Genomic DNA, 22,485 nt, shown 5'->3' with positions numbered 1-22,485 from the left:
AAAGCTCGCTTCAACTTTTAACCTGCTTTAGCGAAGCTAGAAGCGTCACCTTCAAGCTATTTCCAGATGAGCTGACGGCTGAGGAGAATGTCTTATCGCTCTTATGTCACTCTAGGCAGAGGAAAAGTGGAAATCGGTCTTTCCGGGAGCTTTGGGAATAGCTCCAGGAAAGCGATTCATGAAAGCCATTAATCGGCTCAAGCCCAGCTCTAGATGTGGAATGGGCAAGATTTTCAACCAAAACTTCATCAGATTTGAAGCGAAAAAAGGCTGGATAATTAAACGTAGGTTGTTCAGCAAGTTTTTCCAACCCAGATTGAAATCCCAATGGTGATGTTCTGCCAACAGAAGTCCCAAACCCGTTGTAGAGATAGAGATATGGTTTAAGGGTTTTTTAAGGGTTGAGAGGGCTATTGAATGGAGGCTCACCATGAGATAAGCGCTACAAACTATCTCCCACCATTTTTCAATATCTGTGTAATGGGTCAGACGAAAATCAGCCCAGCCCAATTCATTTTTGGTCTGTTTTAATCCATATTCTACCCAATTCCGCAAGCCATATAGATTGCCCACTTGGTGGTATTTCAGATTAGGAATCTTCGTCATAACATTCCAAGTTTCATTTTTGGGTAAGGTTTCTGGATTCGTCGTGATTTCCCAATACTGCTGCTTAAGTCGCTTGCCATAGATGACTTCTCGGATGTAACGTACTTGCTTTTTCCCATCGGCGAAAATTCGGTCAAACTTTCTCCACTTGTTGTACCTTATCCTTTGATGGGTAGGCATCCAGACTCCGTGATTACTACGAATCGCTACTACATACTCCAGCTCTAATTCCTCTAAACAATCAATAAAATTGCTAGCACTCTCCCCATACAAGCTATCCGCTAATACTTGGGAAAACTTGAAGCCTTTGTTTTTCAACTCTCTGAGCATTTGTGCCGCTATTTGTGGTTTTGAGCGATAACTCTCTCCCTTTTTGAGCCGGGTTTTGGGTTTGTAGACCTCGAAGCTCAACACCACTGTCATTCCCTCAACTATTCCATAAGCTGTCACCGCTACGATTCCCTGCTCTACCTTGCCCAAATTTCCGATATATTGTCGGCTCACATAATCCGTCTTTTTCCCTTTTTTTCTATCCCCTGTCTCATCAATTACTATAATGATTTCTTTTCCGTTTAAGGCTCTTAAAATTAGTTCAAGCCGCCGTTCTCTTAGAGCTGACGCTTCCCAAGGTGAGTCAGTCAGAAAATGGTGTAGTGATTGGCAATTTCCTAATCCTATTATTTTGGCTATTTCTGGCAGTGTTTTTCTTTTAAGGTCTGATATTATCCCCACATGCAGCTGTTTTAATGCCTCGAAGCTCCTAACTTCTGGAAACAAGTTTTTATACTCTTGGCAATATTCATCTATAAACTTTACCGTCGGTCGGGCGGCTCTTGGCTGTGTCATATGCAAGGCTTAGGTTTCAGCGATTTGTGCTGATTATACTCTCCCCAGAGTGACATAAGAGCGATATATTGATGATTTCAGCTCATCCTAAAAAGGCTGGATTGAGAACTTACATCGGATTTGTCTTTAGTTGGGATAATGGAGCTTCAACGGGTACTCCTGATTGCGCGGATGAATCACCTACTTTTACAAGGGTTTATCAAAGCGAACAACCTCTCACGGAACCCCCTAGGACAATGAAAGTCTCTCTTCCTCTGGCTTATTGCGATAAAAAGGAGTGTCATCGAGAGAAAGTTCCAACCCCAGAAGGCTTCCATCTAGTTGAGTAGAACAATTGACAATAAGCCATCAAAAAGAGAAAGTTTTCCACCAAATGAACGATTAGGTACAGGACTTAGGGGGGGAATTTTAAATCAGACCCCCCATTTACAACCATCTCTAACGTGAAACTGCCGTTGCTTGTCTCAGTTTCGGGTAGTGTTTTTGTCTATCTTTGGGTAGAGGAGCCGCCATCAGCAAAAGCTTCTCTAATAGCCAAGGAGCAATGCGGCTACACCAAACAGCTAGGTGACTTTGCCATCCCACCAAAATTTCTGGTGTATCCTTACGGAGTCCGGTAATCAATGCCTGAGCCACTTGCTGAGTCGTCATTGGCACAACCCAGCGAAACAACTCTAAGTCTCGCACCATATCCGTATCCGTCAGAGTCGGCAGCAAAGCGACTACCCGGATATTATGTTCAGCCAGTTCACCGCGCAAGGCTTGGGTAAATCCTAAAATGGCAGACTTAGTGGCAGAATAGGTTGCCATTGTCGGTGCGGCTATTTTGCCCATCAGGCTAGAAACGTTCACAATCGTTCCCTCCTGTTGTGCTGCCATGCGTCGGGCAACCAGTCGGGTGATTGTGTACATTCCCATTAAATTCGTGGCGATCTCTTCCTGCATTTTGGGCAGGGGTGAGCGTAAAAAGGGCGCTTGGTGGGCCACTCCAGCACAGTTTACGAGTAGATGAATCGGGCCATAATTTCGCCAAGCCTGTGCGATCGCAATATTAACTTCCACTGGCTGACTCAGATCCAATGCCAAGATGACGACTTCTACACCCATCGCCTCGATTTCAGTCGCCACTTCCGTTAAGCGCTGGCGATCGCGTGCCACCAGTAACAGACGTTTTGCGCCTTGTTGCGCTAATTCAATGGCGATCGCTCGACCAATTCCACGTGAAGCCCCGGTAATCAGGGCTGTTTTGCCTTGAATGTTCATAAATTAAAACCTTTGGATGTTGGAGTTCTTTGGAGTTTTGGTGTTAACGTCTCACTACCCAGTGCAGTCGTGTTGCTCACAAAGCTGGGAACACATTAAGCAACTAACTAACTGGCAATGGGACGGACAGGGATTAGTGATTTCGGTATGAGTTGGACTCAACCTTTAAAAGCCAGACATTCCTCAGGGATTTTGTAGGGAACACTTATGTTTGCAGGCAAAGTGAAAGAAATGTCCTTGAGTGAGACTTCTGTAAAATTTGAGACTGACTAGCAACAGACACGGCCTTGCCAGCCAGTGACGCGATGGAGTTGTCCTACCCCTAGTCAAATAATCCACAGCGATATCTCTAAGCCGTCTTTTAGGAAAGGTAGTGTAGAGCCGTCCAAGAAATATCGTTAACCCATTGTGGAGTCAGTGAATCGGTGAAAAGACAAAATTGACGTAGAGCATAAATGGCACATCTCCTAGAAACGAGAATTTACCAGAAGCAACACATAATGCACACGTTAACAACTCCTCGTGCAAAACCGCAACATTTTTTAATAAAATCTGCTTAATGCTTATTTACAAAACAACGAGCCCCATTAATAAAGCCGCAGATTGTCTACCTGTAAGGGTTTCAGATTCTGGGAAGTACAGCGTTGCTTTCGCGTTCCAGAAATAGCACGTTATGATGTTGACTCAGATCACTGCCTAATCGGATAAGAGTTGTCTAGCTGTGCCGATTCACTTCTGAAAATTCAAAGGGTTGATGATTCATCCGTCATATCTTCCATTAGAAGAATGACCCCCTGTTGCTGCTTGGCAACGAGCAATGGTGTACAGACAACACGGCAGCGAATGGTTTTGCCACGGCGGTTAATCGCCTTTAATGTGATTTCTTGGTACTCTGATACTCCACTCTGACAGGAGCGAATGACTCCCCAGAGTTCCTGCATCGGTAGACCAATTTCCAGGTCACCGAAAAAGAACCCAAGAACCTCCTCGGCTTGCAAACCCCACAAATTTTCTGTCCCACTGTTCCAAACTTGGATGCTCAAACGATTGTCTAAAACCACCATCCCCATCCGCAGGCTAGTGAGACTTGACTCCAGGAAAGCGTTGACCCGGTTGAGTTCATCGGTGCGATCGCGCAGTTCCTCGTTGCTGGTTTGCAGTTCTTCATTGGTACTTTGGAGTTCTTTGTTCATGGTCTCCAGTTCTTCATTGGTACTCTGGAGTTCTTCGTTGGTGGTTTGCAGTTCCTCATTGGTACTCTGGAGTTCTTCGTAAGCCGTTTCCAGTTCCTGAGTGGAACGCATGAGTTCCTGTTGTAACTGGTTGTAACGGGTCGCATCCTGGAAGACAATCGACACCCCTAAGAGTTCGCTATTGTTATCGAACAACGGGATGATTTCAATGTCCAGGTAGAGGGAATTACTCTTACCGGATGTGGAGAATTCCACATTATTGAGCTGGATCGAATGGCGTTCGGCATAAACCTGCTCGATGCGCGATCGCAATTCTGCTAGTCGGTAAGACACTTGCGAATCTTGTAACGGGCGACCTAAATCTTGATTAGTTATCCCAAACAACAGCCGCGCCTGCCGATTGACCAGCAATAGGTTCCCGTTCACCTCAACTACGATTTGGGCGACGGGTAAATGGTCGAAGGCTTCATCCTGCAATCGCATATTTTGCACTAGATGGTTACCAACCTCTGTATTACCTGCTTCTGCCATGAGTAGCCAGCGATCGTGTAAAGTAACTTTAGTCTGTTTGGCAAAAATCCGATACTTAAGATTCACTGGCGAAAACAGGTTGGCATGAGTCAGCCGCATCTCCGCCTTGCCTACAAACAAAAAGCCTTTATCCTTGATGGCGAAGTGGAAACGAGCCAGGACGCGTGCCTGAGTTTCAGCATTGAAATACATCAGCGCATTGCGGCATATCAGCAGATCGAGATGACTGATGGGAGCATCCTGAACCAAGTTATTGCGACCAAAAATCACGCATCGGCGCAAATCGCTGCGGAAGGTATAGGCGGTTCTCGATATTTCAAAGTATTTTTCCCGCAAGGTTTCGGACAGATTTCGTAACTCTCTGGCGGAATAGGTGGCGAGGCGACCACGGGCGATCGTTTCTTCATATAAATCTGTGGCGTAGATTTTTACCCGTCTTTTAAATTCCTCTTCCCCTAACGCTTCTGCTAGGATTATGGCGATCGTATAGGCTTCCTCGCCGGACGCACAAGCCGCACTCCAAACCCGGATTAGCTCGTTGTATGGCTTATTTTCCAGAATACGCGGAATTACTTCTTGAGTCAGGCACTGCCAAGCCGCTGCATCCCGAAAAAACGTGGTGACTTTCTGTAATAGAGAATCAAGTAAGATGTTAATTTCAAGGGGATTAGCTTCCAGATAGTCCAAATACTCGATAAAAGACTCAATCCCCAAGCGCTGTATTCGCTTCGTAGTTAAGCGCATCAAGCTAGGGCGTTTGTAACCCGTGAAATCGATACCACGAGTTCGTTTAAGATATTGAAGTAACGATTCAAAGGTGGGATCTTCTTCAATCCTATCCATGCCAAAAGTCTACCACCTGTCCGTACAGGACTAAATGGGTAATCGCCTCACCAATTTTATCTTTATTGGGGGGTCTGGGGGGCTATAAGACCTCCTCACTAAAGCTCCGAACCATAATTTTAAAATTGGTGTGGGATACATGGACACCCTCACTAAAGCTCCGGCAGGTTAATTTTATGGGATTCATACCCTAAAATTAACTTTCTTTGTTGACGATGTTTGCTACTCGCTTTCTCATTTATTGCCTGCTGTTGAAGGCTAAGCAATTCTGGAGGAATATTATCCATAACTTGCGACAAACCTCAGTTCTGGAAAAATATCTCTCACCTACTGCACTGATGTAATTTTCTACCCAACAGGAGTCATTCAATGGTAATCTTTTCAGGCGAAAATTAACATCTGAGGCTCATATTTCGATACAGAAAACAGACGGCGAACTCTCTATCTCTCACCAAAGCCTCCAGCACACTCATAGGTGTATTGGGATTTCTAGCAACATCTTGACGAATTTCAAAATCCTTATCGAAGGCTAATTGTTTGAGGATGGTGGTAGGCGTGTTGGGATTTTGGGCGAGTGCCTGACGCATTCCGCGATCATTATCCCAACGAAAATTATCCAGAATTCTAGTCGGCGTACTGGGATTTGATGCAACGGCTACCCGAATATGCCACTGATTATCCCAGGACAATTCCTCTAAGGTATTCTCAGCCGTATTAGGATTGGACGCAACAGCTTGCCGGACTCGCCAATTAATATCTTTCGCCAATTCCTTCAAAATACTCTTGGGTGCGTTGAGATTATATGCAACGCTTTGACGAACAGTATCTCGATCCATTGCCAATTCCTCTAAGATTGTAACAGGGGTGTTGGCATTGATGGCAATTTCAGCGCGAACCCAAACATTTTGATGCTTGGCAAACTTCTCTAGGACATAGATTGGTAACCCTTCTAATTTGAGTAGATTTTGTAAGGTACCTGCTAATAAATTAGGATTTTCTTGCAACAGGAGAGGATATCTAGGATTACGTAGCAGTTGTTCGGGAAACAAACGTCCTAACTCCAGTAACACATCGGTTGGAGTATTGGGGTTTAATGTTACGTGTAAGCGGGTTGTAAAATCGCAGCTAGCGCTCAGTTTTCTCAGTAGCTCAGGGTTAGCACTCGGATTTTTGGCAATTATCCTTGCTAGATCGGTGGTAATGCTTGCCAGTTCAGTGAGGCGATCGCTACTAGTCTTTTCATTGGCTGCCTCTAGCTCAAGGTTTAGGAATTGTGAAGACTCTTCTTTCATAATCGTTTAGCAAAAATAGAATATTCTTCTGTTCTTCCCACATTCCGCAGGTTAGTCAGACCAATAGATAATATTTTTGGCAGGGAGCACCGAGAAACTGAAGAATGCGTTGATGCTCCTGAGTTAAGTTGACAACCTGCTCGACCCCATCAACAATCACCAAATGAATGGACTGAAAGCACTGAAACACCCAACGCATCGTTGGGGTAGCCGTCGGCTTTCCCACTTGATTATCAATGGTCTGCTTGGCGCTAGCCAGAGCTTGACGTAAGGCTCTTTGAGCCAGAGTGTAAACCAATAAACACAGACCCATCACCATCGCCAAGGCGGCAATCCGCTCTGGAGTCTTGAGGAAGACACTGTTAGTAAAGAACATCGGGTCTTTGAGAAAACGGAAGCCTCTCTCGGTGGCTTGCTGCCCTTTATACTTGCAGAGCATCTCCTCACAGCTCAGGGACTCAGACTCTAAGACATTGGTAGCCACAATAAAGCGTCCAGCTCTTCTTTGGGCGAGAGCCACAACCTCTTGTTTGATCATCAAAGTGCCTTGGAGACGATAGCGATAGCCATCAGGGGCTTGACCCTTACGCGGTCGCCCTGCCTTGTTGTAGTAAGGGTGCGGCACAACTTCGAGCTGGCTCAGGTGATGGTATCGTAGCTTTTGGCTCCAGTGTTGGGCTGAGGCTAACGCATCAGGCGCACAGGCAAAATTAGACAGCTCTAGCTGTTGGAGTTGCTTTTGGGCTGCCACAAAATGCTGTTGTATTTTTTGTTGGAGATGCTTGAGGTCAGCCTCTCGTCGCGCTTGACTTTCGACAACCAACCATCGCTGCTTGATGTCAGCATAGTTGCTACAAACACCAGCCCAACGGTATCCGTTCAATTGAGATGGGTGTAAGGCTTCATCCGGCAAGTGTTCCATCAATTCCTGAGCCGCTTTGAGAGTGGCTGGGACTCGACTGAGCCATCGCAGATTGCTCAAGACATTCAGGTTCTCTTCGCTGTAGAGAGCGGCATCGGCTACAAACAGAGCATCACAATCCCACTGTGCTCGAAAGTCTTTCATCAGTTGAGCAAAGATAGCTTGATCTGATTCATTGCCATCGGCTACTCGTAGGTACAGGGGTACGTCTCCATCCCCGCTACACATCAGATCGATGATGAATTGTTTGAGGTCAGGTCGATGGTCTCTCGAATAGCCATGAGTAATTGCCAACGCTGCGGGTTCTTCTGCCGCAATCGCTCCCTGAGTGAGATAGGCTCCATGAACGTGGAAGGAACTCGAATCGAGGTGCAGGCTGTCTCTGCTGACTTCAAACTGAGCTGCCGCAGCTAGAGCAATTTTGACAAACACAGAGGTCAGCCCCGCTTCAAACAGTTGCTCTAGGACTCTTCCCAAGCGGTCGTCGTTGAGGTGTTCCGGTTGAATTCCCTCTCCCAGGAGATGTGCGGTGGCTTTACCCACAAAGAATTTCTCGAACAGGTAGAGAGGGGCACTTACTAAGCCCAGCCCGTTGAGAATCATTGCTTTCACTGCTACTCCGGCACTCAGGATTTCTTGCGGGTGGGTTCCCACTTCCCGATCAATTTTTTCCACCAGTCCCATTTGGTCAATGATTCCCGCTACTAGACCGCAGTGGTCAAGGTCTTGTACTCTAATGGCAGATGCTATAGATTTCATCCTACAAAAATACCATTCCTCTCCTCCCCAACCTGCGGAATGTAGGTTCTTACTTGTAATTCGAGAATTGATAGGATGAGGTATTTGTGTAATTTCATTCACAAGTGTGTATAGTCCCAAGCCTTAATCGCCTCAAATGCTGCTTCTATCTATAGCCTTTCTCAGATCTGTGAGCGATCGCCACCATTGCAGGCTGTGCGGCAATTCTCTTGAGCGCAAAGCCGCTGCTAATATATCACTCGCCTGCATTTGTAAGTATTACAAGATTTTGACTTTCTTTGAGATAGATACGACTCATGCATAGTAGTTCTTACAAACGTGAACCCAATCATCTCAGGTTTGCGTTTGAAATTCCTCTGGGTCAATTCCCCAATTTACCCAAGCTATTGCCTCACGTGCTGAGCTTGTATCCGGTGGTACGCGCATCGCGTGAATGAAACCCGTACTGGGGCATGTCATTTTTAATAAGTAAATTGGTTCTCCATCCCGCCAATCGATAATGTTATCGATTTTTAATAGAGAGTAATCCTGCCAAGAATCGAGTAGCTGTGCTTCTAACTCTTGGCAAATTCGTCCGTAGCCAATTCCCTGGATAAGGACTCGTCTCAATTCGCTATTATCTTCCTCTAAAACCCATTCAGCTTGCCATTGATTTGGGTGCAGTTTCCCGTACTTTTTAGGTAATCTGACACCGTGAAAAGAGTACAGGCTGTACCCATCGGCAAACTCAAGAGCAGGCTCTCCTTCTGCATGGAGACGATTTTCGCTGTCAAAGGAAAGTTTGGTTGGGCGATCGCAAACATAGCAAATCCTATCATTCGGGAAAATCCAACCGCAATTTGTGACCAACGACTCAAAGGCTGACCATTTTTGGCGATCGCAAGCACAATTTAACATAGAACGACAAAAATCAAACCGACTGCCATAACACGCCCAAAGTTCGGGTTGAATACAGGTATTAAGTAGAACCTTCAGTTCTTCATCTATATAAATCGACTTTTGATTCAGCACTTGTCTCTGTGCTTCCTGCAAGACTAAATTCCTCAGTAAGCTTGCAACTTGGTTCCACACGTCACTCCACAGGTTTCTCCAAATATGTTGCTCTAGTTGGTGACTCAGTTGATTGCTCAGTTGATGACTCAGTTGCTTCCACAGTCGATTCCAAACTAAACTCCATAAGGAAGGCTTTAGATCAGCCCAGACAATGCTACCGATTTGACGCCACCAAGGTTGCTCCAGTCGGTGCAAAATGATAGTGGTTATAGCCTGAGAAGGGCTATCGAAAAAAAGAATATCAGGTTCTTTTTGCCCCAGTGCAACGTAAGCAGCTTTTACCGCCTCTGTCGCTTTTTGGTGATCGATGGGTTCAGTAGAGAGTGCGATCGCCTGCCACTTTTCCCGGTATACCGCAATCATCGCCTCTTGTTCGGGCGTCAGTTGTGTAATTTTAGTCGGCGACATACCACCATCCCTGCGGTTCGTATGATTCATTGCTCCAGCACGCGATCGCATCGCTGAAAACTTACCAACCCCATGTTCCAGGGCCACCTTTGAACGGCCCTACAATGTCCTGAGTAATCCAACCGCCGTAAAAATTCCCTGGTTGCGGTTGCACTTTTTCCCCGTTGACATAACAGGCATCCATCAGATGGGCATAGAAGGCTAAATAGTCTTTGATCGTCGCAAAAGCTGATGTGGGACTGGGATAAGACCAGGCAGCATTGGTAGCCTGTTTGTCACCAACAACAACGGTATGGTAAATCGCCCCACCCTTCCACTCACAAAACGACCCTTGAGGGGTTGTGACTAAATAGTCCATCTTGATATCTTCCGGAGGAATGTAGTAGACGGGCGGATGGCTGGTTTCCAATACACGCTTGGCACGATGGGTATCTGCGATCGCAACTCCATTGAAGATGATCTGAATGTGCTTGGGGGCGTCTTCTAAGCGGGGTGGACGCGGATAATCCCAGACAGACTCTTGACCGGGTTCGGGTTCAATGCGGGGACTGTTCACGCTCTCTCAGGTCTCCTGCGGGTATCATACAGCCCATTTTAAATGGGTGGCGATCGCTCAGGCCGCAATGTTCTTGCTGAGGCCGTCTGTTAGCCCTGATTGTTGCGATCGCAGGTTACGGAGTTGGGAAAGCTGGGGTTTTCATCTGTGTTCAAGGCGAGCAAGCTGTTTAATCGCTCACCTGCAATCCCTTATGTTGTAATTTATGCTCGATTTGCTGCATTTCCTCAATCGTCTCTCCTGCCACGATTCCGTAAATTTCGGTGTATATTTTTCCGTATTTGACCTTCTCTAGAGCCGATAAAATGATAAAGTCTTTGCGCTCCAGTTCGGGTCTTAGCGTCACTAAAATAGAGTCCAATGTTCCATCCATGCGATAGTCACTGGAATATTTAGCCACTTCTTTTCCTCGTCCTAGTAGGGTATGGCGCTGCAAGCACAGAGGCGTTGAGCCATTGACTCGGAAATTGGCATCGATCGCATAAAGCTGTTCGTCTTTATCTTCCAATACATCGAAGCCAATAAAACCGAAATACCCCTGCTGGTGAGCATACTGACCAACAGCAGCAATCATCTCAAAAAATTTGCTCATATCGGTTTCCCGGTAGTGAATCAGCCCCCCTAAATAGTTGCCCTCCTCTGTGACAAGTTGGGTGGTGGTGCCGATGAGCGTGATCTCTCCTGTCTTGCTAACGTAGATCTGCACACAGTAGTTCTGCACAGCGTCCTTGACGAACTGCGAGACAATGATCGTATCAAGCAGTTTAATAGCGAGATATTTCCTTAGTTCTTCAAGGCAGTAGTTCAGATCGCTGGCGCTTCTAATAATATAAGTTCCTTCTCCGGAAAGTCCGTGCGATGTTTTAATCAAGTACGGGAATTGCTCTGGTAACTGAATGTCTTTGAGACTGATTTCGTGGAGATTATAGCTCTCATATTTGGGACATTGCACTCCCAGTTCAGCTAGGGACACTTTGCTGAGCAAGTGGTAGTGGGTGTCTGGATTAACGGCGTGTTTTTCCGGTTGCAGATTATCAAAGGGAAACAGAGTGATCACATTGTCAAAGCGATCGTTTTGGCTTAGGTTATCCAGATAAGCCGAGCAGTGCATCATTTCCATCTTGGAGTAGCTAAAGCCTAAATGCTCCCGCCAGTAGTCAATCAACACCTTTGACGGCTCAATAATAACAATGCCTGGAAGGGCGTCGCCGATTACAGCCAGATTTTTCCAAGGTTCCTTCTGGCAAATCTTGTCGAAGGATGTTTTGCTGGCTTCACTACTGCCGTCTTGAATAAAGTATTTTTTCGTATTAGGGTAAGCCGCCCAACTAGCTGTCGCTGGGTAATTTAGGATAAACCCATAACTTGCATCTGTGATGTCCTTAGCAAACAGATCGGAAAAAGAATTCCCCTTAAAGTAGTGAAAGTCGTATCTTGAGTTCATGAAAAACTTTCCAAATGGAGTAAAAACTAAACAAAAATGTTTCATGTCAATAAAATTTGCGCGCAAAAAATTAGGATTAGCCTCTCCTTGCCACGGCATAAAAAAGCTTCCAGTCTCTATAACTAGAAGCTTTAGGGTTATATCAATCTTTTTTTGAGCTATTTTTTGTAATCTTATTCCACGGTGAGCGTAATTTACTCTATCTCATGTAGTATTAATCCTCTATCCAAGGATATTGTTCTTAGTTGAACCGCTAGCATTTTGAAGATTATTTAAGGATTAAGCCAAACTAGTGTAGCATGGCGGAAATCAGTGACCAGTTATAGCAAAAAGCAGAAGGTAGAGGGCAGATGGCAGAAGGTTTATTACTGGTACTTGGTCGTTGAATTTGATGCTACATAGTGGTAGAGCGATAGCGAAGCGCTGTTGCGATTCACCACCAACTGTTCTGGAGGTTGGATGTAGATTTGTAGTATCAATTCAGGAAGTGGTTAGAGTATTTTGGCGTTAAGTTTGGCAGAATAACCGTTGCCGTTTATCCTGCCTATACTTCCCAGCAATGCTCTAATTGCGGCACTGTCGTCAAGAAATCTTTGTCTATGAGAACATACATTTGTTAGTGCGGATTCATCCTAGATCGAGACTGGAATGCCGCAATCAACATTCTGAACTTAGCCTTGAGTACCACAGGGCATGTGGGAACTTGGATTAGTAAAGATGACTTCTGTGGGCAGTTTGGCTCTACGGCTGTATGAGGATAATGTTTGGACATCGCCCGTCAAAACAACTAGAAGTGGTGGAGGGAATGCGGTTTCAGACTTACCACTATGGGGTTGAGGCGGTGGACTTAATTGACCGGGCGATTGATGCTGTTTTGAAGCCCTAAAGGGATGGAGCTGAGATACCTGGGGTCAATATAGGGTTCGCACCACTAGGGGCAAAATAGTGTTAAATCCTTTGCATCAAAGAGTAAAAACTCATCTTTCAAGCCGTGCTAAACCAGTTCCAAAGCGAGGTAAAACAAGATGGCTAAAAAGAAAAAGGCTGAGAGAATCTGGACTTACAGACGCACTCCTAACGGGTGGGAAGTCTGTCTTGACGGTAAAAGTAAAGGCGTAGTTGTCAAGGATGGCTTTAGTGATCGCCCCTGGAGTTGGCGCTCTTCTGGTAAGAGTGGAGGGCCTCACTATACCAGGAACGAAGCAGCGGCAGCACTGTTGCAAGCGTACCAAGAAAGGTAAAAACAACCCCCTGGTGATGAGCCAGTAGCCAAAAAAAAACCCAGCACACCACGGCTGGGGTCGATAAATACCTTGTCTTGAGAAAAAACCAATGACAGAGAATTCCGAAAGCTTAGCCCACTGCACTCGCTGCAAATGAAATCACAATCAGTACACCAACAAAGAGAGTTGCTACTGCTCCTTGCGCTGCATATCTTTGTTGCTCCCACACCGCTGGGTACTCTGCGCAGTAAACCTGGGTTTCAGGAGCGTAGTTGTTCAGGATACCTTCTTCGTTGACGGTGGTGTACATTTTGCTTCCCTTTTTTTATTTGTTACGTTATGTAAATAAATGTAACGGAATATTTACATAAACGCAAGGGCTAGACTATCAGTTCTTGTTCTGGGAGAGATAAAAACCCCTGGCCACAGCACCAGGGTAAGGCTAGGGCTTGCTGTAAGGATTCCTGAGCCTTCTGATACTGACCCAAGTTTCTGTAAGCTAAACCAATAGAGTTGAGAATGCCTTCCTAGCTTTAGCGATCGCCCATCTTCAGCACTAAATCACCTCAAACGTAATCGACATTGCCGCCATCTGGCTGGTATCGACACTCTTAACGCCTTGGCTTGACCCCCCCGTGCTGCCTCGACTTCCACGAGTGCCCTCATCGAGGTCATCCAGTAGATTGCTAATCACCTGTGTCGGTTCATTCGGCGTCACGGGGCCTCGATTGTTCCCTCCCCGCGAGGCAACCTCTCGTAATGCCTGAAGTGCTTTGCTCATGGGTGTAGCACTGGCGATAATCAAAACTTCTGCGACTCCTTTCGGTTCTTGAGCCACCAGGGCAAAAGTATCACCCTTGGTGGGGTCAGGAATCTGTATTGACTGCTTAGCCCCTACTCTCATCACATCGTCAGTTTCTGTCCATTGGTTGGGGAAGATAACTGATATCTCACCGGTTGGATCGATCACCAGGATGCTGATATAGAGGTCGCGAGATTCGTCGTTGTTAATCCGAAACTGCACCCGTGTTCCCAGAGGTAACTTACTCGCATCAGCGGGAAGGGGTTGAGTGGGTCGGTTCGATGGAGAACCTTGACCAAGGGCACCACCCCGAACGGGGAAAACGGTAGCGAGAACTTGTTTCTGATCTTCTCGAGTCATGGTAGCCGTCACGTTCAGGCGTGATGAATCGGGATTGAGGATGAGTTTTACCAGGTGGGCGGCGACTAATGACTTGAGTTTGGCTTGCAGGCGAGTGATAGCAGCCGTTACAGGTTCGCCGGCAGTATCAAAAGATTTAGGAATCAACTCTAGTCCTGGCGTGAATAGGCCAACACTGCCAATCGGGGGAAGCTCCGCGACTCTTTGTTGCTGCAACTGTCGGGAATAGGCATCGGTCATGCGTCCCAGGATGTAATGTACTTCTTTTTGCCGCAGGGGTACAGCTTCAATCCGTCGCATGGATTGTAGAGCTTGCTTCGCCGCCGTAGCGTCGTTGCCTAAGGAGGGGTCAAGCCCAATGCATAAGGTGACATTGTTGGAAATTCCGCGCACTTGTTCCTGCAACAGCGCTCCAGGTTGAGCCGTTCCCATGAGTTTGCCTTGCCCAATTAATTTTTGGCGTGATTCCAACATCACTTGTCCTTGCGGCTTGCCTTGGGAATCGATAATGGAGAGAATGGCACCCTGGTCGAAGGTTTGAAGGCTTTTGGGATTAATGCCACCTAGCCACACTTGAGCGCGATCGCCTTCTACTCCCAAAATGACCGCTTCAGCAGCTGGCATCTGTTGCTCCACAAAGTAGATAGCACGCTTGTTATAGTCGCTTTCTTGCTTGATGTCCGCTAAGGGTTCTTGCCCCGTGAATGATGCTTTTCTGGTACTGCGAGCAACATTGACCACAACATTACGCAGTGCTTCATTCTTGGTCTGCTGCCAGAGATACTGAGTCATGACATAAGTAAACGCACCTGCATAAATGTCGCTGAACGCGGCATCCGCTGCCACTTGGTCGGGTTTTGTAGAAGCAATGACAACGCCTTTTGCCACCCCTTGACGACGCAGTCGCTTAAAATCATCGGGTGAAAGATTGGTCATCGAAAGCAACCGTTGCTGATACTCTCGTTCGGTATTCGCGATCTGGAGTTGAGAACCGCCTCTAACTGAGCGAATTTGTAGATTACCTCTTGTGCCGCCGCCAGAGTAGCAGCTATCGAGAACAACGGTAACGTTTTCTGTTTTCAGGGCGTACATCAGCAGGAATAAGGTATGCCCCATAATGTCTTGGACAACGCCTCCTTGACCACGAGTTCCGGTGACGGCGGCACTATCTATGGGCACAAAAGTACTGTTTAGACAAGTGGGAGAGGAGTCGCAATCCGGGTCTTGCACTTGAGAACCATGTCCCGAGTAGTGATACACCACTACGTCCCCTGGTTGGGCTTGCTTAATCAGGTGTTCCTCAAAGGCGGTGAGGATGCCTTGACGGGTGGCTTGTGCATCCGTCAGGGTGAGGATGTTCTTTGGGTTGAAGCCAAAGCGGTTGATCAGCAGTTGTTTCTGCAAATCGACATCTGTGAGGCATCCCCTCAAAGCACTATATTCTCCCGTTTCCGGATAATTATTAATCCCTACCAGCAAAGCGAGTTTACGGGGTGTTCCTTGAGCAAGGACACGGGCGTAGCGATCGCCTGATCTTTGAATGTCCAGTTGGCTTAAACCGAGACTCGCAAGCAGGGACGCAGTAGATTGCAAAAAGTGACGACGTTTGATCGGGGGCATAATTATTTGAACTTCACGGGGATGAGAAGAGAGATCGATATACTAATGCAGATGCTTCGGGCTGAAATGGGTATCAAAAACGTAGATTAACCGCAATGTTTTACAGGTTCTACAGTATTAATCCACCTGGCTAGGACAGGTCACAATATTTTACGTTTTGCAACAATACCTTGATCGTACCCATTAGGCAGCCCGATAAACTGTCAGGGTTGTGATACCGAGTTGAAGTCAAACGTAGTAGATAGAGAGACCAGGGGGATAAGGGGGACAAGGAAGAGAAAGTACTATCTACGTTAGCGAAGCGGCTCCGTAGGAGCAACGCAACTTCCTGTGAGTGTCCCATCAAGCCGAACCCCGACGAGTAACCGAATGATTGGCGCTCTCTTTGCGATCGCTTACCTCAATTCCCCTGATCGAGCAATCACCACACAGGAATGAAAAACTCTACCCTTCAACCGTCCAACCTGCTATCCATTTTTAAGCTTGTTTCTTGATTGTTTCTACACGTTAATGATGATAAAGTTTAGTAAAATTTCGGTTCAGAGCCAAAAATTTAATGCTAATTTTTAAATAGGCACAACGAAGTAAGAGAACCTTCGCACTAAACATTAGGATTCGATTCTGTGCCGACCTGATCAAATCCAGCGCTGCTTTTAATTTGAGTACACCTGAAACAAGAATGTGGCAGTGTCCGCAGCCAATTTAAGTTAAAAATTGATGATGATAATGGGCTGGGCAATTGACCAAAATTGATGTCTTTTGGGACAAATATAAAGGTGTAAATCGGAGTTATGATAGTAGCGTTAATTAGCCCACCACTAGTTGATGTCATTTAAATTTTCTGGCTTTCCTGTTTTATCGTTAATTAGCTCGATTCTGACTGGTAATTACTACTTATAAACCCGCCTCAGTTAGGCGGGTTTAATGTTATCTAGGGCACAGGAGGGTCATTTGATTTTAGATTGACCTCCCCCTGAAGGGTGGAGGCTTGGAGATTAAAGTAGATTTTGTTCTTTCGGTGGATGCGATCGCTTCTACCCTAGTGAACCTGCTGACAACGGCTAATCCATAATTCGTTAAGCCGAACTGCCACTCTCTCCTTTCATAACCGCTGCACCAATTAAATGAGCGAGACGCAATGCCTCCGGCACGTTGCCACAATCCGTGATGCGTTTTAGTACCGAGAACGTTACCTTCGGGCAAGCACCGCACACCTGGAAGAAAAAGGGCGGGTGCGCGTGAATGGTTCCGGCATGGTAGAGCCTCTCTAAACGTTTCTCTGGCTCTGGTAAACGACGAATCGCTTGTTCTACAGCCATTAAGTTAGGCATCCGCCGCATTACTGCTACGCACGGAAGCTTGAGTTGCTCTGAAAGTCTGGGTAAATCAATAACATTCAAGCCGCCAAACGCAATCCCATCCAGCAGCAAAATATGGAGTTGGGGTAGGAATTTTCGTCCCAACAATAACCTTAAAATCACATCCGTTGCATCCCAACCATCCTGCTCCACTTGTCCCCAAACCATGCCCTCAAAGCGAGTCCCAGCACAAACAACCCCTGCAATGGATACATTCTCGCCAGCGTTTCGGATAAAGGGAGCATCATCGAAGCCAATGACGCGAATTACACGATTCAGTCTAAGCAGAGCCTCAAGTTCCATTAAGTCATTCTTGATTAGCCATACATTATGAGTCTGACTGGGTAGTCAGTACTAATAACTATTCAAAATTTTTTTCTTGGGTTGGCATAGGATTTAACGGCAGTATAACTGTCAGCGTTGTGCCGACGCCCACCTCACTTTCTAATATTATTTCACCTCCAAGTAAGTCTACACATTTTTTGGCGATCACAAGTCCTAATCCCGTCCCCTGGATTGTGCCTGCATTACTGGCTCGATAGAAGGCTTCAAACACTCGCTCTCGCTCACCTGGGGGGATACCGATGCCTTCATCCTGAAGGCGGAAAATAGCTTGACCTTGCTGACACACTAACTCCAAACGAACTTCGCCTCCTTGAGGAGAATATTTCACCGCATTGGAAACTAAATTCGTCAGAATTTGCTCGATCAACTTCCCATCCAATTTGGCTTGAGCGCCGTCCTCTGGAATCAAAAAAATAATACTCGGTACAGTGACCCGGCCTCCCTCTTTTTGATTCTTAAAACGGTGTTGTAACTTCTCAATAATCTCGCATGTCGTCACTTTCACATCGAGCTGGGTCGGATTGAACTCTAATTCTCCTGCTTCCGCTTGACCGATAATAATAACATCATTGAGCAATTTAGTTATATGCTCTACAGCATACTCAATCCGCTCAAAATGTTTCATTTTTTTCTCTTCAGGCCATTTCTCCCCGTAATTTTTTAGTAATTCACTAGAACCCAAAATTGTTGTCAAGGGAGTGCGGAACTCGTGGGATATCGTGGTAATGATACGAGATTTAAGTTCACCCAATTCTTTTTCCTTTTCCAGGGTGTTGCAAATCATTTGCTCTGTGCGTTGCCGCTCCAAAATTTCACTCTCCAGCCTAAATTTTTCTCTCTCCAAGGCTTCTGCTTGCCGACGCTTTGTGATATCTTGTAAAATGCCAGAAAGACCTGTAACGGCTCCGTCAGTAACCAGGGTTGAATGGGCATGGATTTCCACCCAAAAAATCTGACTGGCTTTGGATAAAAATCTCATCTCGTGCCGACAAGATTCTTGTCCACCCGTGAGCAGCGACTGCCACAGTTCCATTGACATCAGCCTGTCATCGGGGTGGACGTAATTTAGAAAACTTGTTTTTAGACTCTCTTCCACTGTAAAGCCCGTGAGTGTTGTCCAGGCAGGATTGAGAAATGTCCAGTCTCCAGAAGTGTTGGTTTGAAAGATAACTTCTCTGACGTTTTCTACCACCGAGCGATATTTTTTCTCACTTTCCCGCAACGCCTTTTCTGCCCAACTGGCTTCGAGAAGACGACGGACACGCCGACGCAGCACGGGTGGATGGATCGGCTTAGTGACGAAATCGGTTGCACCGGCTTCAAATGCCCAATCTACAGATGCCTGGTCATTCAGTCCAGTAATCATCAACACGGGAATGGGTGAACCGTTAGCCTTTGCGTAGCATGGTGCCGTCGCAGCAAAGCGGGACGAAGTCCAGCTATCACCGTTCGGCGCATTGCTCTCTGCCTGGGCTTGCAGTCGGGTGCAGCAGGTAAAACCATCCATCACGGGCATCATGGCATCTAGCAGCACCATATCGGGTTGTAGTTGACTATAGGCAGCGAGACACTGCTCTCCATCCCCCACCTCTTCCACCCGATACCCTTCTTCTTCCATAATTTGACGCAGCAGCATTCGGGTGAATCGGTCATCGTCTGCTATAAGAATCAGAGTAGAATTTTTCTGAATATTGGTGCGCATACCTAAGCTCTCGAATGTTCTATTCACCACGTTCCCTAAATTATTTCCTCTAAGATTTAATCTGTGATGCCAATTTTTGATAGATTTGTCGAGCCTTGTTGAGTCCCTCTTGCTGCAAAGCTCCCGAAAAAATTCGGCAAGGATGCAGGAGACTATCCATAAAAGTCAGCGACTTCCATACGAAAGCCGCTATTCTCCAGAATTTTCAAGATATGCCAACTGTTAAACCTGTAAGTTTATGCTTAAAAAAGCCAGTGGTATATCAAGGAGCTTGAGTCACATAGCCAGAGTTTAAGACTGATATTTTTATTCCTGTGTTTAGTTATTAAGGTAGATAACTTGACTTTACTGAATTTTTTAACTTTTATAGACCGTATTTTTACGGATTTTTAGTATTACGCTCAGGCATTGCAGCAAGTCGTTAAGAGACTAGAAGCTGCTTTTGTGGACATGAAGCGCAAGGGAATGGGTTTCCCTCGGTTCAAGAACAGATACCGGATGCGGTCATTTGTTTACCCACAGTTGGGAAAAGGTCAGCTATTGAAAGGGAATCAAGTCAAGCTCCCAGGTTTGCCCTCAATGTGATGCCCATACAGGCAAGAAAAACCTTAGTGATATTGCAAAGCAGTCTTGACTCGTTCAAACTCAGATTCCAACCGGGTAAACAGTTCTTGTGCCTGTGTGATCGCGCCAGATCCAGCGATCGCCTCCAACTCCTGACAAAGCTCAGAGAGAGTAATCGCTCCCAAGGAGGCACTGCTTGACTTGAGAGTATGAGCCGCCTGTCTGATCGCCGCCACATCCTCTTGGGTAACAGATGTCGCCAGAGTTTGCAGGAGTAATGGCGTTTCTTTCAGGTAAATATCAATCAGTTGACCCATAAACACCGAGGCATTGGCTCCCATATGACTTAGAAGGGCTTGCAATACCTCTGTATCAACAGCAGCTTTCAGCTTTGAAGCCTCCTCAAGTTTTGGGACTGGATGAGAATTTTCCAGCTCAAGCTGACAAGGATTGTGAGATTGATAACAAGACTGACACGTGTTCAAAGACTGGACTAGCTCCTCAACACGGATCGGCTTGCTAATATAATCGTCCATCCCCGCATTGAGGCAATTTTCGCGATCGCCTTGCATAGCATTAGCCGTCATGGCAATAATTCTAGGGCGCGTAGCAGGTGACCATTCCTGGCAAATGTGTCGCGTTGCGGTCAATCCGTCCATTTCAGGCATATGGACATCCATGAACACGAGGTCATAAGTCTGACGGCGTAAAGCTTGAATCGCTTCAAGTCCATTACCCGCTACATCCGCCCGGTATCCCATCCGTGCCAACAATTGCAGGGCTAAGTGCTGATTCACTTGATTGTCCTCTGCGACCAAAATTCGTAGGGGTAGCTGTTGAGCCATTGTGGGGTCAAGTTGTACCCGGTGAGAGAACGATAGAGACGTGTGAGCGAGCCCTTGAGCGTCAGGCTTCACTTTAACAGGCTTTCCGTCAAAGATATGAGCCAAAACATTGTAGAGTTGAGATTGTTTAATGGGCTTATTCAGAAAGGCCGTGAAGTCTGCTGCGATCGCCACAGACTCTATCTCTGCCTTACCCATTGAGGTCAACATCACCAAAGGTAAGCATTGACCATTGGGCTGCTGTTTAATTTGAGCTGCTAGAGTTAGACCATCCATTTCGGGCATACACATATCTAAAATCGCCAGGTCAAATTTTTCTCCCTGATTAAGCCAGTTGAGTGCCTGTGCACCTGACTGTGCAGCCTGAGAGCGCATACCCCAAGACTGAACTTGCAGCGTGAGAATTAGTCGATTGGTGGCGTTATCATCCACAATGAGCAACCGTTTTCCGGTTAACTGAGGCTGAAAGAGGTGGAGATCAGTCTGCAAAGAATTAGGAACCGATTCAGCGACGACTGTGAAATAAAAAGTAGAACCTTCCGATTTGGAACTTTGGCTTTTAGCTTTTAAAAGCTCAGGTTGCTCTTTAAGACGAAGAGCTTCTAAATTCTCAGGGTTTATCTCCCATCTCAAATCTTCAGGTGGATTTCCACCGACTACACCCCCACTTTCCACCCACATTCTGCCACCCATCATTTCTGCAAGGCGTTTGCTAATCGCTAAACCCAGACCAGTCCCTCCGTATTGACGAGAGGTCGAAGAATCGACTTGGCTGAAAGACTTGAAGAGGCGGTCTATGCGATCAGTGCGAATACCAATTCCCGTGTCTTTAACGGCGAATTGGATTTCGTAGAAGGTTGCAGCTTTTAACTTAGCAAGTTGATCTAAGCATTCAACCTGGGCTTCGTCCTCGTATGAGTTCCGAGGGTGTGCTGATAACTCTTGAGCTGTTACCGAAACCATAACTTCCCCAGTCTGAGTAAACTTCACAGCATTAGAAAGTAAATTCACTACGACTTGGCGAAGTCGAGTGACATCTCCCACAATCGTGTGTGGAGTGCTGGGCTCGAACAGATAGGCTAACTCCAGGTTTTTTTCGGCTGCTTTGGCTGCTACTAAGTCCAGAGATTCCTCAATGCAGAGTCTTAAATCAAAGGGTTGTTCCTCCAAATCCAGCTTGCCAGACTCGATTTTAGAAAAGTCCAGAATATCGTTGATGATGGTTAGTAGAGCATCACCACTATTTCGGATAGTCTCTGCAAAGTCGTGTTGTACAGGCGTCAGTTCTGTGTCGAGTAATAGTCCAGTCATGCCAATTACAGCGTTCATTGGCGTGCGAATCTCGTGGCTCATAATAGCCAAAAATTCACTTTTTGCCTGAGTAGCCGCTTCGGCAATTTGTCTGGCTTGCTCTAAGGCAATATTTTGCTGGGTTAATTGCTCTCGTTGGCGAGTTTCTTGCTCTAGAAGGTGAGCTTGAGCTAGAGCAATTCCTACTTGGTCAGCAACAGCTGCAAGTAACTCGATTTCCTCTTCGCTCCAGTGACGGTAAGAGTCACACTGATGAATCGAAATCGCACCATTCGGTTGCCCCTGATAGGATGTGCGAATCGCCAGCATAGATTTAACTTCGAGTTGGCGATAGGTAAGAGCAACCGGTTGTAATCTTGGATCGGCGCAGACATTAGAAACTGGCAGTGCGTGGTCTTTTCTGAGCAACTCTTCAAAATAGGGAGTACCAGCCACTGAAACTTTCACGTTAAGAGCCGAATTATATCCAGGCTCCAAATACTCAGCAACAGCAGGAATTTCAGGGAAAGGCTCGGCAAGATAAGTCCGAAGTATACAGCGATTTACACCCAATGCCTGACCAATTTGATTGGCGGTCGTCTGAAAAATCTCTTGGCTATCTAAGCTTTGACGAATTTTTTGAGTAATCTGCTTAAGCAT

General features: G+C 46.3%; 16 protein-coding genes and 2 pseudogenes. 4 read left to right on the top strand and 14 right to left on the bottom strand.

Features of this window, described 5'->3' with window-relative positions; genetic code table 11:
• Window positions 1-111 precede the first annotated feature (111 nt).
• From V6C93_RS27785 to V6C93_RS27750, 8 genes are all read right to left on the bottom strand, one after another.
• Window positions 112-1,452, bottom strand: a complete 1,341-nt coding sequence (locus V6C93_RS27785; RefSeq protein WP_333479912.1) for an IS701 family transposase — start codon at window positions 1,450-1,452, stop codon at window positions 112-114.
• A gap of 438 nt (window positions 1,453-1,890) precedes the next feature.
• Window positions 1,891-2,715, bottom strand: a complete 825-nt coding sequence (locus V6C93_RS27780) for an SDR family NAD(P)-dependent oxidoreductase (RefSeq protein WP_333479911.1) — start codon at window positions 2,713-2,715, stop codon at window positions 1,891-1,893.
• A gap of 743 nt (window positions 2,716-3,458) precedes the next feature.
• Window positions 3,459-5,282 carry a CheR family methyltransferase gene (locus V6C93_RS27775; RefSeq protein ID WP_333479910.1) on the bottom strand — a complete coding sequence of 608 codons (1,824 nt, stop codon included), beginning with the start codon at window positions 5,280-5,282 and terminating at the stop codon, window positions 3,459-3,461.
• Between the two features lie 392 nt (window positions 5,283-5,674).
• On the bottom strand, window positions 5,675-6,574 hold the full coding sequence (locus tag V6C93_RS27770) for a hypothetical protein (protein WP_333479909.1): 900 nt from the start codon (window positions 6,572-6,574) through the stop codon (window positions 5,675-5,677).
• Window positions 6,575-6,629: 55 nt separating this feature from the next.
• Window positions 6,630-8,255 carry an IS1634 family transposase gene (locus V6C93_RS27765; RefSeq protein WP_333479908.1) on the bottom strand — a complete coding sequence of 542 codons (1,626 nt, stop codon included), beginning with the start codon at window positions 8,253-8,255 and terminating at the stop codon, window positions 6,630-6,632.
• Window positions 8,256-8,588: 333 nt separating this feature from the next.
• The gene (locus V6C93_RS27760; protein ID WP_414644292.1) at window positions 8,589-9,716 is read right to left on the bottom strand and encodes a DUF6745 domain-containing protein; all 1,128 of its coding nucleotides are present in this window, start codon (window positions 9,714-9,716) and stop codon (window positions 8,589-8,591) included.
• A 61-nt stretch (window positions 9,717-9,777) separates the two neighbouring features.
• Window positions 9,778-10,272, bottom strand: coding sequence for a DUF427 domain-containing protein (locus tag V6C93_RS27755; protein ID WP_333479906.1), 495 nt, complete (start codon window positions 10,270-10,272; stop codon window positions 9,778-9,780).
• Window positions 10,273-10,441: 169 nt separating this feature from the next.
• Window positions 10,442-11,716, bottom strand: a complete 1,275-nt coding sequence (locus V6C93_RS27750) for an ATP-grasp domain-containing protein (RefSeq protein ID WP_333479905.1) — start codon at window positions 11,714-11,716, stop codon at window positions 10,442-10,444.
• Window positions 11,717-12,189: 473 nt separating this feature from the next.
• Here V6C93_RS27750 and V6C93_RS38500 point away from each other — a divergent pair.
• The 3 genes and pseudogenes from V6C93_RS38500 to V6C93_RS27735 form a co-directional block, all read left to right on the top strand.
• A pseudogene (locus tag V6C93_RS38500) lies at window positions 12,190-12,471 on the top strand (zinc ribbon domain-containing protein); the annotation flags it as partial.
• A gap of 5 nt (window positions 12,472-12,476) precedes the next feature.
• Complete coding sequence (locus V6C93_RS27740) at window positions 12,477-12,602, top strand: hypothetical protein (protein WP_333479904.1); 126 nt, start codon at window positions 12,477-12,479, stop codon at window positions 12,600-12,602.
• Window positions 12,603-12,741: 139 nt separating this feature from the next.
• Window positions 12,742-12,957, top strand: coding sequence for a hypothetical protein (locus V6C93_RS27735; protein WP_333479902.1), 216 nt, complete (start codon window positions 12,742-12,744; stop codon window positions 12,955-12,957).
• Between the two features lie 112 nt (window positions 12,958-13,069).
• Here V6C93_RS27735 and psb34 read toward each other — a convergent pair whose 3' ends face one another.
• From psb34 to V6C93_RS27715, 5 genes are all read right to left on the bottom strand, one after another.
• On the bottom strand, window positions 13,070-13,249 hold the full coding sequence (gene psb34 / locus V6C93_RS27730; protein ID WP_333479901.1) for a photosystem II assembly protein Psb34: 180 nt from the start codon (window positions 13,247-13,249) through the stop codon (window positions 13,070-13,072).
• Window positions 13,250-13,319: 70 nt separating this feature from the next.
• Entirely contained in the window at window positions 13,320-13,448 is a 129-nt protein-coding gene (locus V6C93_RS38840) for a tetratricopeptide repeat protein (protein ID WP_414644291.1), read from the bottom strand.
• A gap of 47 nt (window positions 13,449-13,495) precedes the next feature.
• The gene (locus tag V6C93_RS27725) at window positions 13,496-15,721 is read right to left on the bottom strand and encodes a caspase family protein (RefSeq protein ID WP_333479900.1); all 2,226 of its coding nucleotides are present in this window, start codon (window positions 15,719-15,721) and stop codon (window positions 13,496-13,498) included.
• Between the two features lie 1,076 nt (window positions 15,722-16,797).
• Window positions 16,798-17,382: a DUF99 family protein gene (locus V6C93_RS27720; protein WP_333479899.1), complete on the bottom strand. Its 585-nt coding sequence runs from the start codon at window positions 17,380-17,382 to the stop codon at window positions 16,798-16,800.
• Between the two features lie 58 nt (window positions 17,383-17,440).
• Window positions 17,441-19,126 (bottom strand): ATP-binding protein, encoded by a 1,686-nt coding sequence (locus V6C93_RS27715; RefSeq protein ID WP_333479898.1) that lies wholly within the window; start codon window positions 19,124-19,126, stop codon window positions 17,441-17,443.
• 399 nt (window positions 19,127-19,525) lie between these two features.
• On the opposite strand from V6C93_RS27715, the pseudogene V6C93_RS38495 reads away from it, so the two are divergent.
• Window positions 19,526-19,699, top strand: a pseudogene (locus V6C93_RS38495) (RNA-guided endonuclease TnpB family protein); the annotation flags it as partial.
• A 35-nt stretch (window positions 19,700-19,734) separates the two neighbouring features.
• On the opposite strand, the gene V6C93_RS27710 reads toward V6C93_RS38495, so the two are convergent.
• On the bottom strand, window positions 19,735-22,485 hold a 2,751-nt coding region (locus V6C93_RS27710), incomplete at its 5' end, for a GAF domain-containing hybrid sensor histidine kinase/response regulator (protein ID WP_333479897.1).

The organism is Allocoleopsis sp., assembly GCF_036703385.1.
Classification (GTDB): Bacteria; Cyanobacteriota; Cyanobacteriia; order Cyanobacteriales; family Coleofasciculaceae; genus Allocoleopsis.
The sequence above is the reverse complement of the archived record's forward strand: the minus strand, read 5'-3'. Positions and strand labels throughout refer to the sequence as shown.